This window comes from Agromyces sp. NPDC058136, assembly GCF_042884375.1.
Taxonomy (GTDB): Bacteria; Actinomycetota; Actinomycetes; order Actinomycetales; family Microbacteriaceae; genus Agromyces.
On record NZ_JBHVUA010000001.1, the window covers coordinates 881,035 to 895,086 of the forward strand.

13 protein-coding genes are annotated in these 14,052 nt (G+C 73.8%); 2 read left to right on the forward strand and 11 right to left on the reverse strand.

Features of this window, described 5'->3' with window-relative positions; translation table 11 throughout:
* Positions 1–10: 10 nt before the first annotated feature.
* The 8 genes from ACFVTX_RS04120 to ACFVTX_RS04155 all read right to left on the reverse strand — a co-directional run bounded on the left by ACFVTX_RS04120 (position 11) and on the right by ACFVTX_RS04155 (position 8,911).
* Positions 11–1,252, reverse strand: a complete 1,242-nt coding sequence (locus ACFVTX_RS04120) for a cytochrome P450 (RefSeq protein ID WP_386898275.1) — start codon at positions 1,250–1,252, stop codon at positions 11–13.
* Positions 1,246–2,286 carry a 3-oxoacyl-ACP synthase III family protein gene (locus ACFVTX_RS04125; protein WP_386898277.1) on the reverse strand — a complete coding sequence of 347 codons (1,041 nt, stop codon included), beginning with the start codon at positions 2,284–2,286 and terminating at the stop codon, positions 1,246–1,248. Before ACFVTX_RS04125 ends, ACFVTX_RS04120 begins: the two co-directional genes overlap by 7 nt.
* A gap of 5 nt (positions 2,287–2,291) precedes the next feature.
* Entirely contained in the window at positions 2,292–3,653 is a 1,362-nt protein-coding gene (locus tag ACFVTX_RS04130; RefSeq protein ID WP_386898279.1) for a glycosyltransferase, read from the reverse strand.
* Positions 3,650–4,261, reverse strand: a complete 612-nt coding sequence (locus tag ACFVTX_RS04135) for a hypothetical protein (RefSeq protein ID WP_386898281.1) — start codon at positions 4,259–4,261, stop codon at positions 3,650–3,652. Before ACFVTX_RS04135 ends, ACFVTX_RS04130 begins: the two co-directional genes overlap by 4 nt.
* A complete protein-coding gene (locus ACFVTX_RS04140; protein ID WP_386898283.1) occupies positions 4,258–5,442 on the reverse strand; it encodes a glycosyltransferase in 1,185 nt (394 codons plus the stop codon). The genes ACFVTX_RS04135 and ACFVTX_RS04140 overlap by 4 nt, the downstream gene beginning before the upstream one ends.
* Complete coding sequence (locus tag ACFVTX_RS04145) at positions 5,439–6,434, reverse strand: NAD-dependent epimerase/dehydratase family protein (RefSeq protein ID WP_386898285.1); 996 nt, start codon at positions 6,432–6,434, stop codon at positions 5,439–5,441. Before ACFVTX_RS04145 ends, ACFVTX_RS04140 begins: the two co-directional genes overlap by 4 nt.
* Entirely contained in the window at positions 6,431–7,798 is a 1,368-nt protein-coding gene (locus tag ACFVTX_RS04150) for a F390 synthetase-related protein (RefSeq protein ID WP_386898287.1), read from the reverse strand. Before ACFVTX_RS04150 ends, ACFVTX_RS04145 begins: the two co-directional genes overlap by 4 nt.
* Before the next feature lie 66 nt (positions 7,799–7,864).
* Complete coding sequence (locus tag ACFVTX_RS04155) at positions 7,865–8,911, reverse strand: glycerophosphodiester phosphodiesterase family protein (RefSeq protein ID WP_386898289.1); 1,047 nt, start codon at positions 8,909–8,911, stop codon at positions 7,865–7,867.
* Between the two features lie 167 nt (positions 8,912–9,078).
* Here ACFVTX_RS04155 and ACFVTX_RS04160 point away from each other — a divergent pair, with 167 nt between their 5' ends.
* Both ACFVTX_RS04160 and ACFVTX_RS04165 read left to right on the forward strand, forming a co-directional pair.
* A complete protein-coding gene (locus tag ACFVTX_RS04160) occupies positions 9,079–9,888 on the forward strand; it encodes a Bax inhibitor-1/YccA family protein (RefSeq protein WP_386898291.1) in 810 nt (269 codons plus the stop codon).
* Between the two features lie 234 nt (positions 9,889–10,122).
* Positions 10,123–11,067: an L-lactate dehydrogenase gene (locus ACFVTX_RS04165; RefSeq protein ID WP_386898293.1), complete on the forward strand. Its 945-nt coding sequence runs from the start codon at positions 10,123–10,125 to the stop codon at positions 11,065–11,067.
* A 241-nt stretch (positions 11,068–11,308) separates the two neighbouring features.
* Here ACFVTX_RS04165 and guaA read toward each other — a convergent pair whose 3' ends face one another.
* The 3 genes from guaA to ACFVTX_RS04180 are packed head-to-tail and all read right to left on the reverse strand — an operon-like array spanning position 11,309 to position 14,001.
* The gene (gene guaA, locus ACFVTX_RS04170; protein ID WP_386898295.1) at positions 11,309–12,892 is read right to left on the reverse strand and encodes a glutamine-hydrolyzing GMP synthase; all 1,584 of its coding nucleotides are present in this window, start codon (positions 12,890–12,892) and stop codon (positions 11,309–11,311) included.
* Entirely contained in the window at positions 12,889–13,395 is a 507-nt protein-coding gene (locus ACFVTX_RS04175; protein WP_386898297.1) for a DUF3817 domain-containing protein, read from the reverse strand. The genes guaA and ACFVTX_RS04175 overlap by 4 nt, the downstream gene beginning before the upstream one ends.
* Before the next feature lie 9 nt (positions 13,396–13,404).
* Entirely contained in the window at positions 13,405–14,001 is a 597-nt protein-coding gene (locus tag ACFVTX_RS04180) for a TetR/AcrR family transcriptional regulator (RefSeq protein ID WP_386898298.1), read from the reverse strand.
* Between the last annotated feature and the right edge of the window lie 51 nt (positions 14,002–14,052).

The window sequence follows — 14,052 nt, forward strand, 5'->3', positions numbered from 1 at the left end:
GCCCACAAGTCTAGGCGCGGCCCCTGACATCCGGCCCGACGACGACCTCCCGGTATCCCGGGATCAGCACCCCGCGCGCCACCCGCCGCGAGCGGACGCCGAGCGGCCCGGCAACGGCCCCGGTTGCGCCCCCGGCAGCGGCCCCGTCGAGCACCGCGCCGATGAAGCCGCGTGCCTGCGCCATCGCGAGCGGTGCGCCGAGGCAGAAGTGCGAGCCGGCCCCGAACCAGAGCTGCCTGAGCGAGGCGGCCGGGTTGCCGACGGGGTCGAAGCCGGGTGCGATCCGGTCCGCGAGGAAGGTCGCGAGCACGACCCGGTCGCCCGGGTGCACCGCGACGTCGCCGATCGCCCCCTCCCGCACGACGCTCCGCAGCATCACGGGCGAGGGCGTCGTCACCCGCAGCCCCTCGGCGATCGCCGCGTCGAGGTGCGTGCGGTCGTCGGCGAGCCGGGCGAGCCAGCCGGTGTCGTGCAGGAGGCAGACGAGGCGCGGCAGGTACGCCACGAGCGTCTCGGTGCCGGTCAGCACGAACGCGCCCACTGCGCCGAGCGACTCCTCCTCGTCGAGGCCGAGCTCCCGCATCCGGCCGGGCACCGTGGCGGGGTCGCCCGCCCGCCACGCTGCGGCCGCGTGCGCGGTGAGTTCCTGCATCACCTCGCGCGCGTGCGCGACCTGGCGGGGCGTCATGCGCGGCCGGGACAGTCGCACCGCGCCCGTCACCGTCGCGATCCGCCGGAACAGCCGGTCGTCGACGACCTCGGGCGGCAGCCCGACGAGGGTCGAGATGACCGCACTCGCGTATCGTCGTGCGGCGCCCACGAGTTCGACCGGCTCCCCGCCCGCGAGCGTCGCCGCGAGCGAGGCGTACGGGGCCGCGAGCGTGCGGTCGACGAGTTCGCCGACCGCGGCGGGCGTGAAGAGCGGCGACAGGCGGCGGCGCAGTTCGCCGTGCTCGGCACCCTCCATGTTGAGCAGCACCCGCGGACCGAGCACGGGCGTCCAGAGGTCGCTCGGCGAACCGGGCCCCTGCTTCGCGAAGCCCGCCGTGTCCATGAGCACCCCGCGCAGCAGCGGCGCGCTGGTGACCACGACCCCGAGCCCCGGCACCCGGACGACGGGGCGGCGCACCGAGGCGAGCAGCGGGTACGCGATCGGGTGCGCAGCGCGCATCACCCGCTCCTCCCAGCGGGCCGCCGCCGCGGCCGCCCTGCACGGCGGGGCATCCGCCCCGGCGCTCAGGGCGGTCACCATCGCAGCACCGTGACGCCGAGGCTGATGCCGCCCGCGAGCCCGACGAGCGCGACGAGCCCGCCCGGCCTGACGCGGCCGCCCTGCACGGCCCGGTGCAGCTGCACCGGCAGTGAGACGCTCGCGAGGTTGCCGTGCGCGGCGATCGTCTGCTCGGTGCGCGCCTCGTCGACGCCGAGCAGCTCGACGATCCGCCGGTGCATGGGCAGGGCGACCTGGTGCACCGCGACGAAGTCGAGGTCGTCGGGGTGCACGCCGAGCCCCGCGAGCGTGTCGTGGAAGATGCCGAGCCCCACGCGCGCGAACGCGCGTTCGAGCGCGCGGCCGTCCATGTCGAAGTAGCTGCCGCCGACCGCGTGCGGGTTCACCGAGCCGCCGGTCGGCAGGGTGCCGACGTCCCAGTACTCCGAGTGCGCCGAGAAGCGGCTGCCGATCACCCCGATGCCGGGCTCGTCGCTCGCCTCGAGGATCACCGCCGCCCCGCCGTCGCTCATCGTGTACCCGGGGAAGGAACGGAGGAACTGCGCCGAGGAGTCGAGCCGCCAGCGCACCGCGTGCGAGGGCTGCTCGCCGCTCACGACGAGCGCGCGGCGCGCCTGACCCGTCGCGATGAGCGCCTCGGCGACCTGCATGCCCTGCAGGAGGCTGTTGCACGCGTTCTTCACGTCCATCACGGCCGCGCGGATGCCGAGCTTCGCGGCGACGATGTGCGCGGTCGCCGGTTCGATGAGGTCCTGGCTCGCCGAGCCGAAGACGAGGAGATCGATCGGCCCGGGCGACTCGGCGAGCGCGCGCCGTGCCGCGGCGACCGCGAGGTCGGAAGTCTGCCAGCCCTCGGGCCGCAGGTGCACCTCGCGCACCCCGGTGAGCCGCTCGATGAGCCCCTTCGGCAGGGAGAGCCGCGGGTTCTCGGCGGCGAGCCGCGCCTCGGTCTCGGCGGTCGTTCGGCGCTCCTCCGGCAGGAACACGCCGAGCGCCGCGATCCGCGCCGCCGTGGTCCAGCGCGGTGCGGTCGCGGTGCGGGGCGCTTCGGCCATGAGCGTCATCGGTGGTCTCCCCTCGCCCGGCCGTGCGGCCGGGTGGTCTGCAGTGCGGTCTCGATGAGGTCGGCGGCGCCGACGGCGCCGAGTTCACGGGCGGATGCCTCGGCGAAGCGCTCGAGCGCCGCGAGCCTCGCGGCCGGCGGGTCGAGGGCGCGCCGCACGGCTCCGGCGAGCGCTTCGGCCCCTGTGCGGCCCGGGTGCAGCACCCGGGCATCGAGGCGTTCGGCGAGGTCGTGGTGCACGAGGCGGGCCGCGACATCCGGCTGGTCGTAGTCGATCGGCACGACCACCGCCGGGCGCGCGGCAGCGAGCGTCGCCTGCGCGATGCCGGTGCCGCCGTGGTGGACGACGGCGGCGTAGCGATCGAGGCGGTCGTAGTCGACGTAGTCGACGACGGCGAACGGGGCGGCGGTGGCGGCGGGCATCGCGTCCGGCGGCGCCGACCCGCCGAGCGTGAGCTCGAGGCGCACCTCGGGCAGCAGTTCGGCGAGCGTCGTGAGCAACCGCGGCAGTTCCGCCTTCTCGGCGGCGAGGTGCGTGCCGAGGGTGACGAGCACGCGCGGCCGGCTGTCGTGCACGCTCGCGTCCGCACCGCCGCGTTCGCCCTCGACCGCTCCCCACGCATCCGGCCGCCCGGGCGGCGAGTACCGCACCGGGCCGACGAACCGCACGGCCGCAGGCCAGCTGCGCGGCAGTTCGAGCTCCTGGAGTGCGAGCGCGAGCACCGTGTCGGGCGAGTAGGCCTGCTCGCTGCCGTCGGGCCGGAATGCGCCGGTGAACCCCAGCTCGCGCAGCGGCCGCGCGTTGAGTGCGAACACCGCGCGCTTGAACCCGCGGACCGTGCTGCGCGCGACCGCGTCGCGCACCCGCTCCAGCGTCGAAGCGGGCGGCAGCAGCCCGCCGCAGTACCCGGGTGGCCCGTCGTTCGCGCCGAGCGCCGCCGGCGACGGGATCGCGGTGAACCAGCGGGCACCGTGCCGCACGGCGACCCCGCCGGCGACGGGCAGGGTGAAGTCGGCGACGACCACGGCGGGCGGGTCTGCCGCGACGAGTTCATCGAGCTCGTCGCGGATGGTGCCGAGGATCGCGAGCGTCGCGCGGAACTGCCGGTGCAGGCGCAGCGGGTCCCGGCCGACGCGCTCGACCGGGTCCCCGACGGCCGCGACGAGCGCGTCGAGCGAGCCGTCGGCGCTGCCGAGCACCACCGCCTCGAGCCCGGCCGCCTCGATGCGCGGGCGGGCCGCGGCCGTGCTCGCGACCCGCACCGGGACACCGCGGCGCGCGAGCTCGACGCCGATGCCGAGCACCGGGTGCAGGTGCCCGGCGAAGGGCGGTGCGACGAGCAGCACGTGCCCGCTCATCGGGGGGCCTCGGGTGCGTGAGCAGCGGGCACCTCGGGAGGGTCGGCAGGCGAGTCGGCCGCGCGCATGCGGGCGAGCGCCCGCTCGGCGATGGCCCCGAACCCGGGCGCGGAGAGGTAGTCGAGATGTCCGGACGCGATCACGTGGTCGGCCCGCCGCGCCCACGGCCGGGCCAGAGCGTCGCGATCGCCGACCACGACCTCGAGCTCGACCTCGGGTGCTCGGCGCGCGACCGGTCCGTAGGCGAGCACCTGCACCCCCGAGAGCGTCTCGCGGCCGAGCCGCAGGTTCGCGAGGAGTTCGAGCCCGCAGCTGCCCGCGAGCACGAGGGTGCGGTCGGCGCGTGCGAAACGCTCGCGCACCTCGTCGGCATGGCGTTCGGCGAAACGCGGATGCCGCGAGCCGAAGTGGTCGCGACCGTTGCGCACGCTCGCGAGGGGCAGCGGCGTGCGCCGCCACGGGCCCGTGGGCACGTCGTACGGGAAGTTCGCCTCGACCCGTTCGTCGTCCGCGAGCGGCAGCGCGCGGAGGAACGCGAGCTGCACCGGCGAGAGCGCGGTGTTGCCGGGGTCGCTCCGCCCGGTGAGGAAGCACACCTGGACGCTCACGACCCGACCTCCTCGAAGCGGTCGTTCGCGCGCACGAGGTACCGGCTCGACCGCCACGCGATCCGGCGGTCGACGAGTGCGACGGCGAACTGCACCGGCATCGCGAGCTCGGCGAGGAGCGAGCGCAGCGGTGCATGCCTCGCCCGCCCGTGGATCGCCCGCTGCGCCGCGACGATGACGCCCGATCGCAGGGCGAGTGCCGCCGCCACCGCCCCGAGCTTCGCCGCCGACGGGCGGGCGACCCAGAGCCCGACGAGCGTCGCGAGGAGCATGGACGGCAGCGCGTACGCCGCCACGAGCGCGGCGCGCGGCCCGGGCCGCTCGGCGCGCAGCGCGAGTGTCGCGAACATCATCCACCGGTGCATCATGGCCCGGTAGCGGCGGCCGTCGGGCACCGTCGTGGAGATCGTCTGCGGCACCTCGGTCTGGTCGATCCGCCCGCCCGAGTCGCGCACGAGCCGGGCGATCGCGAGGTCGTCGGCGAGGAGCCCGACGAGCGGGCCGAAGCCGCCGAGGCGGTCGAGGGTCGAGCGGCGCATCGCCCAGGTCATGCCGTTGAGCGCCCGCGCCGAGCCGAACGCCGCGGTCGGCAGGTAGGTGAGCACGGCCTGGTCGTTCACGAACTCGGCGAGGAGGCGCGACCACCCGCCGGGGCCGGCCTCGTACGAGGGCAGCCCCGTGCTCACCTCCGCGATGCGGAGCCCGTCGAGGAGGGCGGCGACGCCGGCTGTGCTCACCCGCGTGTCGTCGTCGATCACGGCGAACGCCTCGCGTTCGATCCGCGGCTCGGCGAACGCCAGCTTGAACGCCTTCGGCGAGGCCCCGGGCGGGCACGGCGGGCAGTCGACGATCTCGATCTCGCACTGCGGATGCCCCGCCGCCAACGTCTCGGCGACCCGTCGGCCCTCGGCGTCGTCGGTGTCGACGAGCCAGAGGATGCGTGCTCCGGGGCAGGCGAGGAGGGTCGCCTCGAGCGAGGACTCGAGCTGCGGGTCGCCGGAGAGGATGGGTTGGAGCACGGTGAGCCCGTGCTCGTCGAGCGACGCGGGCCCCGCGGCATCCGCCTCGCTCAGGCGCGTTCGCCGGCGCCGTACCGCGACGCCGGCGAGCACCGCCTTCGCCGCGAGCACCGCGAGGTAGCCGAGGGCCGCGCCGATCGCGACCCGATCCCCCGCCCTCATCGGAGCCCATCCACGAGTCCACGCCGCCGGGCATCGGCGATGGTGCGCTCGAGCCCCTCCTCGACGCCGATCGACGGGGCGCCGAAGAGTGCGCGCGACCTCGCCACGTCGAAGGTCTTCGATGAGGCGAGGAGCCACACGGCGTAGCGCGTGAGCGGCGGCTCGCCCGGGAGCCGGCCGAGGCGCCAGGTCGTCTCCGCAGCGGCGGCGAGCGCGAGCGCACCCCGCCGCCCGAGGGTCCGGCGCGGTGCGGGCACGCCGAGCCCGTCGAGGATCCGGGCGATGGTCGGCAGGAGCGGCACGGGTTCGCCGCTCGCGAGGTTCACGCTCGTGCCGCCGAGCCCCGGGGCGAGCGCCGCCGCGGCGAGCTGCTCGGCGAGCACGTCGATGTAGAGGAGGTCGCCCACCGCGGGGTCGTCGCGGTCGCCGAGGAACGGCAGGCGCCCGCGTGCGGCCGCCTCGACGATGCGCGGCAGCAGGGTCGTGTCGCCCGGGCCGAACACCGCGCGCGGGCGGGCGACGACCCATTCGCCGTCGAAGCGGGCGGTCAGCAGTTCGCCCTCGTGCTTCGTGCGGGCGTAGTCGTTGAGGAAGCCCGGGCCGATGGCCGTCGTCTCGCTGATGCCGAACTGGTCGGCCGGGCGGTAGAACACCGACGACGACGAGACGTAGACCACGCGGCGGACGCCCGCACGACGGGCGTAGTCGAGCAGGTTCGCCGTCGCATCGACGTTCTGCGCCCGGAACTGCGCGGGGGTGCCCCACTGCGTCGCCCGAGCCGCGGCGTGCACGACGACCTCGGGCCGCCAGCCGCCGAAGAGCTCGGGCACCGGCTGCGTCAGGTCCACGCTCGCGACGTCGGCGTCGTCGACGCGGCGTCTGCCGAGGCCGCGCGCCTCGACGTCGTCGCGCGCGCGGAGGATGCGCAGCAGGGCGCCGCCGACGAAACCGGTCGCCCCGGTGACGAGCACGCGTGTCATCCGGGTGTTCACGACGATCCTCCGCCCGTTCGCGACGCGATCGGCGCGTCGGCCCGACGGATCCGCACGAGCTTGTCGCCGGGCGACGGCTCGGCCCACGGGGCGAACCGCACCTCGGGGGCGGTCGCCCCGACGGTCGCGGCGAGCTCGTCGAACGCGGCGCGGACGCCGAGCTCGAGCGAGACCCGGCAACTCCCCTCGGCCTGCAGCCGGACCTCGACGAGCCCTGGCGACCAGTGCATCCGCCAGTCGGCGCCCTGTCCTGCGCCCGCGCCCGCCTCGGCGAGCGCGAGCGCCATCGCCCGTCGCACCGTGTCGGGGAACACCCGCACGCTCCCCCCGTCGGCGCCCTCGAGCGTCACGACCTCGTCGGCACGCCCCTCGACCTGCTCGATCAGGGCGGCCGGGTCGCCGCACGGGCAGCGCTCCTCGCGCTCGGCGACGCGCAGCACGTCGTCGAGCCGGTACCGCACCACGAGCTGGGTGCGGCGTTCGAGGTCGGTCACGATCGGGGTGAACCGGCGCCGCTCCTCGTCGAGCCACTCGCGCTCGACGACGACGCCCGGTTCGTTGAGGTGCAGTCGGCCGTGCGCGCAGTCGATCGCGAGCAGCCCCTCGGTGGCCTGGTAGACCCGGCGCGGCCGCACGCCCCACGCCGCCTCGATGAGCTCGGAGTCCCGGGGGTCGAGCACCTCCGCGACCGACACCACCGTCCTCGGCGCGATGGCGAGCTCACCGGCCCGCGTCGCCCGGGCGAGCTCGGCGAGGATGCTCGCGGGGGCGACGAGCACATCGGGCGCGGCCCGCGCGACGTCGTCGCGCACCTCGGCGAACGCGGCGACGAGGTCGACGAAGGCGAAGTCGAGCCGGCGGCTCGCGACCGTCTCGTAGAGGGTGCTGTTCGCCCGCAGGCAGAACGCGATGCGCACGGGCGGGCGCCACGGCTGCACGAGCTGCCGGAGGCTCCGCCGGTCGAGGAGCCGCCCGAGCACGGTGCCGGCCCACTCCGCCCGCTCCCCCGAGTCGACGAGGAACACGCCGGGGCTCCCCGAGGTGCCGCTCGAGAGCCCGACCGTCACCCCGCCGGGCAGCAGTGCCCCGAAGTCGCGGCTGCGTTCGGCCGCGCGCGCCGCGTCGAGCGCCTGCGCGAGGTCGATCCCGAGCACGTTGCAGCCCGCGAAGTCGTCGAGCACGGCGCGCTTGTCGACGACGGGGATCTCGGCGAGCGCGGTGTATCCGTGCGCGTACCGGGGTGCGCGCGGCAGGCGGTCGTCGAGCAGACGGCGGATGCCACGGTCGCGGCGCCGCTCGATCGCACGCGCGCTGCGCAGCCTCACCCCCCAGCGGGAACGCGCGAACGCGGTCAGTGCCCCCAAGCGCTCCTCCGTCCGCGCGGACGGAACCGCGCATGCTGGTGGATCCTACCGAACCGCGCAGCGGGGTCAGCGCGACGCGAGCTCGCGGCGCGCCTCGACCCCGAGGTCGGGGTGGTCGAGGAAGACGCCGTCCACCCCGGTCGCGAGGATCTCGGCGAACTCCCCCGCCCAGTCGCCGTAACCGGCACGAGCGGTGCCGCGCCGGCGGCCCGACGTCAGGAACCGGTTCTCGGGCCGCAGGGTCCACGTGAACACCTCGAGCCCCGCGGCGTGCGCCGCCGCGACGAGGGCGGCGCCGTGCAGCGGCGAGCCCGTGGCATCCGACCCCTTGGGCGGCGAGCCGACGAGCCGCGGGGTGCCGACGCTGACGCCGTCGAATCGCCCGGCGAGCGAACGCAACCCCGCCTCGGTCACGAAGTCGTCGTAGCGGGGCGCGCCGCGCCCCTGCTCGAGCACGAGATCCCACGGGGCCCCCGAGTTCTCGATCAGGAACACCCGACGCCCCCGGATGCCACGGGCGCCCAGCCGATCGAGGAGGGTCGGCTCGAACGCCTCCATGACGAGCCGCTCATCGCCCGCACCCCACCCGGCGGCGTCGAGCTCGGCTTCGAACAGCTCGTCGAGCGGCAGTCCGATGCCGTCGAAGTACGCGGCGTGCTTGAACTCGGCGACCATGCGCAGCAGGCGCCGCTGCTCGTCGGCTGCGGTGTCGATGAGCGCGAACAGATCGCGCAACCGGATGAGGGGGTAACGGTCGTCGAAGCTCGCGCTCGCACGGCGCAGCGACCCGAGCCGCTCCCTCGAGCGCAGCGTCGCGAGCTCGGCCCAGGTGAAGTCCTCGGTGAACCAGCCGGTGAGCGGCTTGCCGTCGATCTCGCGCGTGGTGCGGCGACCGGCGAACTCGGGCCTCGTCGCGACATCCGTGGTGCCCGAGATCTCGTTCTCGTGCCGCAGCACGAGCACGCCGTCGCGCGACGCGACAAGGTCGGGCTCGACCGCGTCGGCGCCGAGCGCGAACGCCAGCTCGTACGCCGATCGGGTGTGTTCGGGGCGATACCCCGGAGCACCCCGGTGGCCGATGACGAGCGGGCGCTGGGCGAGGTCGGGCTGCATCCGCCCAGCGTAACGAGCGCCGCCCTCGCGCACCCGCCCGTGCCGCGGAATTCCGCATGAACTCACGGCGTTGTCTCAATCAGATTCGGGTAGGTTTGTTGCAGGCAACGGATGCCGCATCCGGCCGAATCCCCCGCATCCGACGACAGCCGAAAGCAGAGGAACCCATGGCTCTCGACAACCCCGCATTCTCGCGGAACTCCGCGTTCTCTTCGCAGGGAGCCGTGGCGCAAGCGCAAGATCTCTCGGCCCAGCAGCTGCAGGAGATGTACAACCAGCCCGCGACGCCGCCCGCCGGCGAGACGATGTCGGTCGAGACGACCATCCAGAAGTCGGCCGTCTCCTTCGGTCTGCTCATCGTCGGCGCCGCCCTCGGCTGGCTCACGACCGAGTCGATGCCCTTCCTCTGGATCGGCGCCGGCATCGTCGGCTTCGTGCTCGCCCTCGTCAACACCTTCAAGCGCGAGCCCTCGCCCGCGCTGATCCTCGCCTACGCGGCCGCCCAGGGCGTCTTCGTCGGCGGCATCTCGGCGTGGTACGAGGCGATCAACCCCGGCATCGTCGCGCAGGCCGTCCTCGCGACGCTCGTCGTCGTCGGCGTGACCCTCGCGCTCTTCGCCTCCGGCAAGATCCGCGCATCCAAGAAGGCGACGAAGATCTTCCTCATCGCGATGGTCGGGTACCTCGTGTTCTCGCTCATCAACATGGGCCTCATGATCTTCGGCGTGAACGACGACCCGTGGGGCCTCCGTTCGCAGGAGATCTTCGGCATCCCGCTCGGCCTCATCCTCGGCGTGTTCGTCGTCATCATGGCGGCGTACTCGCTCGTGCTCGACTTCGACTTCATCCAGCAGGGCGTGCGCAACCGCGCCCCCAAGAAGTACGAGTGGACGGGCGTCTTCGGCATCATGGTCACCGTCATCTGGCTCTACCTCGAGATCCTGCGCATGCTCGCCATCGCGCAGTCGAGCGACTGACCCACCCCGCACCACCGCGAACGGCCGCCCTCGGGCGGCCGTTCGTCGTTTCCGGGTCCGCGCCGTCCCTGCCGCCGGATCGCCGGATGTGCGAGTCGTCGGACGCTCGGCCCGACACGCCGGGGCCACCGCCCGCGCGGCGGCGTGTCGCACGAAGGTGCCGACGAACGGAACACCCCGCCCCGCCCAGCCCCGCCCCGCGACATCCGGCCGCCGACCCGACAGGATGGGAGGGTGAACGTCGTCGAGAACGCCAAAGTCACCGTCGTCGGAGCCGGCAGCGTCGGCACGAGCCTCGCCTACGCGACCCTCATCAGGGGCGCGGCGAGCGAGGTCGCGCTGTACGACATCGCCCGCGAGAAGGTCGAGGCGGAGGTGCTCGACCTCGCCCACGGCACCCAGTTCACCCGCGGCACCGTCAGCGGCGGGGCCGACATCGGGGTCGTCGAGGGCTCGCACGTCGTCGTCATCACGGCGGGCGCGAAGCAGCAACCCGGGCAGACGCGCCTCGACCTCGCGGGCACCAACGTGCGCATGCTCGAACGGTTGCTGCCGCAACTGCTCGAGCGTGCGCCCGACGCGGTCTACGTGCTCGTCACGAACCCCGTCGACGTGATGACGGTCGCCGCGCAGCGCATCTCGGGGCTCCCCGCCGCCCGCGTCTTCGGCTCGGGCACCGTGCTCGACACCTCGCGGCTGCGGTGGCGGCTCGCCGAGCGGGCGGGCGTGTCGACGTCGAGCGTGCACGCGGCGATCGTGGGCGAGCACGGCGACACCGAGTTCCCGTTGTGGTCGCAGGCGGGCATCGGCCCGGTGCCGATCCTCGACTGGCGCGGTGGCGAGCCGTTCACGCGCGACGAGCTCGACCGCATCGCCGTCGAGGTGCGCGACGCCGCCTACACGGTGATCCGCGGCAAGGGAGCCACGAACTATGCGATCGGCCTCGCCGGGGCGCGCATCGTCGAGGCCGTCGTGAACGACGAGCGGGCCGTGCTGCCCGTGAGCACCGTGCTCAGCGGCCTGCGCGGCCTCGACGGGGTCGCCCTGTCGCTGCCGTGCATCGTCGGTGGCGAGGGGGCGCATCCGATCGCCGAGGCGCCCATGTCGGCCGAGGAGGAGCACCAGCTGGCCGTTTCGGCCGACGCGATCCGCGCCTCGCTCGCCTCGCTCGGGCTCTGAGCGTCGGCCGTCGAAGATTCGGGCGGATGCCGCGTGCGAGTGCCGTGCGGCGCCCCGGCGCGCGGCGACGGCCGTGCCGACGCATGTACGAGTCGTCGGACGCCCCGGCCGACACGCCGAGGCCGCCACCCGCCCGGCGGCGTGTCGCACGACGGCGCCGACGAACGGAACACCGCCGCCTCGCGAACGCCGAAGGGCGCCGGCCATGCGGCCAGCGCCCTTCGCGCACTTCAGCGGGAGGTCACTCCCACTCGATCGTCCCCGGCGGCTTCGACGTGACGTCGAGCACGACGCGGTTGACCTCGCGCACCTCGTTGGTGATGCGGTTCGAGATGCGGGCGAGCACGTCGTACGGAAGCCTGGTCCAGTCGGCGGTCATCGCGTCTTCGGACGAGACGGGGCGCAGCACGATCGGGTGGCCGTAGGTGCGGCCGTCGCCTTGCACGCCCACCGAGCGCACGTCGGCGAGGAGCACGACGGGGCACTGCCAGATCTCCTGGTCGAGGCCGGCGGCGCTCAGCTCTTCGCGGGCGATCTGGTCGGCGTCGCGCAGCAGTTCGAGCCGGTCGCGGGTGACCTCGCCGACGATGCGGATGCCGAGACCGGGGCCGGGGAACGGCTGGCGGCCGACGATCGCCTCGGGGAGCCCGAGTTCGCGGCCGATCGCGCGCACCTCGTCCTTGAAGAGGGTGCGCAGCGGCTCGACGAGCTCGAACTGCAGGTCTTCGGGGAGGCCGCCGACGTTGTGGTGGCTCTTGATGTTCGCGGTGCCCGAACCGCCGCCCGACTCGACCACGTCGGGGTACAGCGTGCCCTGCACGAGGAACTTGATGGGCTTGCCGTCGGCCGCCGCCTCGGCGATGAGGTCGCGCTCGGCGGCCTCGAACGCACGGATGAACTCGCGGCCGATGATCTTGCGCTTCTCCTCGGGGTCGGTGACCCCGGCGAGCGCGTCGAGGAAGGTGTCCTCCGCGTCGATCGTGACGAGACGCACGCCGGTCGCGGCGACGTAGTCGTTCTGCACCTGCTCGCGCTCGCCCTTGCGGAGGAGCCCGTGGTCGACGAAGACGGCGGTGAGCTGGTCGCCGACCGCGCGCTGCACGAGGGCCGTCGACACGGCCGAGTCGACGCCGCCCGAGAGCGCCGAGATGACGCGCGCGTCGCCGACCTGCTCGCGGATCCGGGCGACCTGCTCGGCGATGACGTTGCCCGAGTTCCAGTCGGCGGGGATGCCGGCCGCACGGTGCAGGAAGTTCTCGATGATGCCCTGGCCGAACGGCGAGTGCTTCACCTCGGGGTGCCACTGCACGCCGTAGAGCTTGCGCTCGTCGTTCGCGAACGCGGCGACGGGCGTCGAGGCGGTCGAGGCGAGCACCTCGAAGCCCTCGGGCGCGCGGGCGACCGAGTCGCCGTGGCTCATCCACACCGTCTGCGCGGCGGGCTGCTCGACGACGAGGGGGTTGCCCGAGGCATCCGTGACGGTCGCATCGGTGGCGCCGTACTCGCGCTGGCCGGTGTGCGCGACCTCGCCGCCGAAGTGGCGCGCCATGAACTGGAAGCCGTAGCAGATGCCGAGCGTCGGCACCCCGAGCTCGAGGACCTCGGCGTCGAGCTGCGGCGCACCCTCTTCGTACACCGACGACGGCCCGCCCGAGAGGACGATGCCGATCGGGTTCTTCGCGCGCACCTCGTCGGCCGTGATCGTGTGCGGCACGATCTCGGAGTAGACGGATGCCTCGCGCACGCGTCGTGCGATGAGCTGCGCGTACTGCGCGCCGAAGTCGACGACGAGAACGGGCCGCTGCTCGGTCTGCTGCTCGGTCACTGCTGTGCCTCCACGGAGTCGGGGGTGGTTTCGGATGCCTCGGGGACGGCGCTCGCGGCGGCCGCCTCCGCGGCTTCGCGGCCGTCGAGGTAGGCGGTCACCTCACGGGCGACGCGGACCTCGAGGAAGAAGGAGAGGAAGGGGATGATGCCGCCGAGGGCGATCAGGATGAACCGGCCGAACCGCCAGCGCATGAGGCTCCAGAGCCGGAAGTCGCTGAAGAGGTACACGACGTAGAACCAGCCGTGGGCGATGAGGATGCCGGTCGAGAGGTTCACGCCGGAGCCGGTCGACTCGAGACCGGCCGCGGTCTCGATGACGGGTTCGAAGCTGAGCACGCCGTTCGGGCCGAAGGCGTAGAGCTCGAGGTGCCAGACGTACTTCAGCAGCATCTCGGCGCAGAGCAGCAGCAGCATGACGCCGGTGATGACCGAGGCGACCTTGTAGAACTTCAGTGCCCCGCGAATGCGCGGCAGATCGGCGGATTTCGGCTCGAGGGGCATGCGTACAGTCTACGTGGCCTCAGCTGGGCGCAGACCCAGCAGGAACCGGCCGAGGGTCGCGACGGCGTCGTCGATGCTTCGAGCCGGGTCGGGCGAGCCGGCGTTCGCGATCGCGACCTCGTTGAGGGCGCCCGAGAGCATCGTCGAGACGGTGTCGAGCGACGTCGCCTCGATGACCCCGGCGGCGGCGAGCTCGGCCACGCCCTCGTCGAGCAGGCGCACGCTCGTGTCGAGGTCTCCCTCGCGCCACTCGCCCCAGCCGAGCACGGCGGGGCCTTCGATGAGCAGGATCCGGCGCACCTCGGGCGCGAGGCTCGCCTCGAGGAAGGCCCGGCAGCCGGCGAGGAAGCCGTCGACCACCGTGGCGTGCCCGGTCGAAGCCTGCTCGACAGCGGCGGCGACGCCGTGCTGCGCCTGCTCGACGACGGCCTGGAAGAGCCCCTGCTTGCTCCCGAAGTGGTGGTACAGCGCCCCGCGGGTGAGCCCGGCCTCGGCCATCAGCTGTTCGAGGGCGACGCCGGCGTAGCCGTGCTCGGCGAACTGCGCGGTCGCGAGCCGCACGATCTCGGCGCGCGTGCGTTCGCGTTGCTCGACCTTCGTGACCATGCGGCACCCCCTCTTGACATACACACTGTACGTCAATCAGGCTGAGAATAG

Excerpts from the sequence above, each read along its gene's own strand:
- ACFVTX_RS04120 (WP_386898275.1), bottom strand. The coding sequence starts at position 1,252 with ATGGTGACCGCCCTGAGCGCCGGGGCGGATGCCCCGCCGTGCAGGGCG.
- ACFVTX_RS04125 (WP_386898277.1), bottom strand. The coding sequence starts at position 2,286 with ATGGCCGAAGCGCCCCGCACCGCGACCGCACCGCGCTGGACCACGGCG.
- ACFVTX_RS04130 (WP_386898279.1), bottom strand. The coding sequence starts at position 3,653 with ATGAGCGGGCACGTGCTGCTCGTCGCACCGCCCTTCGCCGGGCACCTG.
- ACFVTX_RS04140 (WP_386898283.1), bottom strand. The coding sequence starts at position 5,442 with ATGAGGGCGGGGGATCGGGTCGCGATCGGCGCGGCCCTCGGCTACCTC.
- ACFVTX_RS04155 (WP_386898289.1), bottom strand. The coding sequence starts at position 8,911 with ATGCAGCCCGACCTCGCCCAGCGCCCGCTCGTCATCGGCCACCGGGGT.
- ACFVTX_RS04160 (WP_386898291.1), top strand. The coding sequence starts at position 9,079 with ATGGCTCTCGACAACCCCGCATTCTCGCGGAACTCCGCGTTCTCTTCG.
- ACFVTX_RS04175 (WP_386898297.1), bottom strand. The coding sequence starts at position 13,395 with ATGCCCCTCGAGCCGAAATCCGCCGATCTGCCGCGCATTCGCGGGGCA.
- ACFVTX_RS04180 (WP_386898298.1), bottom strand. The coding sequence starts at position 14,001 with ATGGTCACGAAGGTCGAGCAACGCGAACGCACGCGCGCCGAGATCGTG.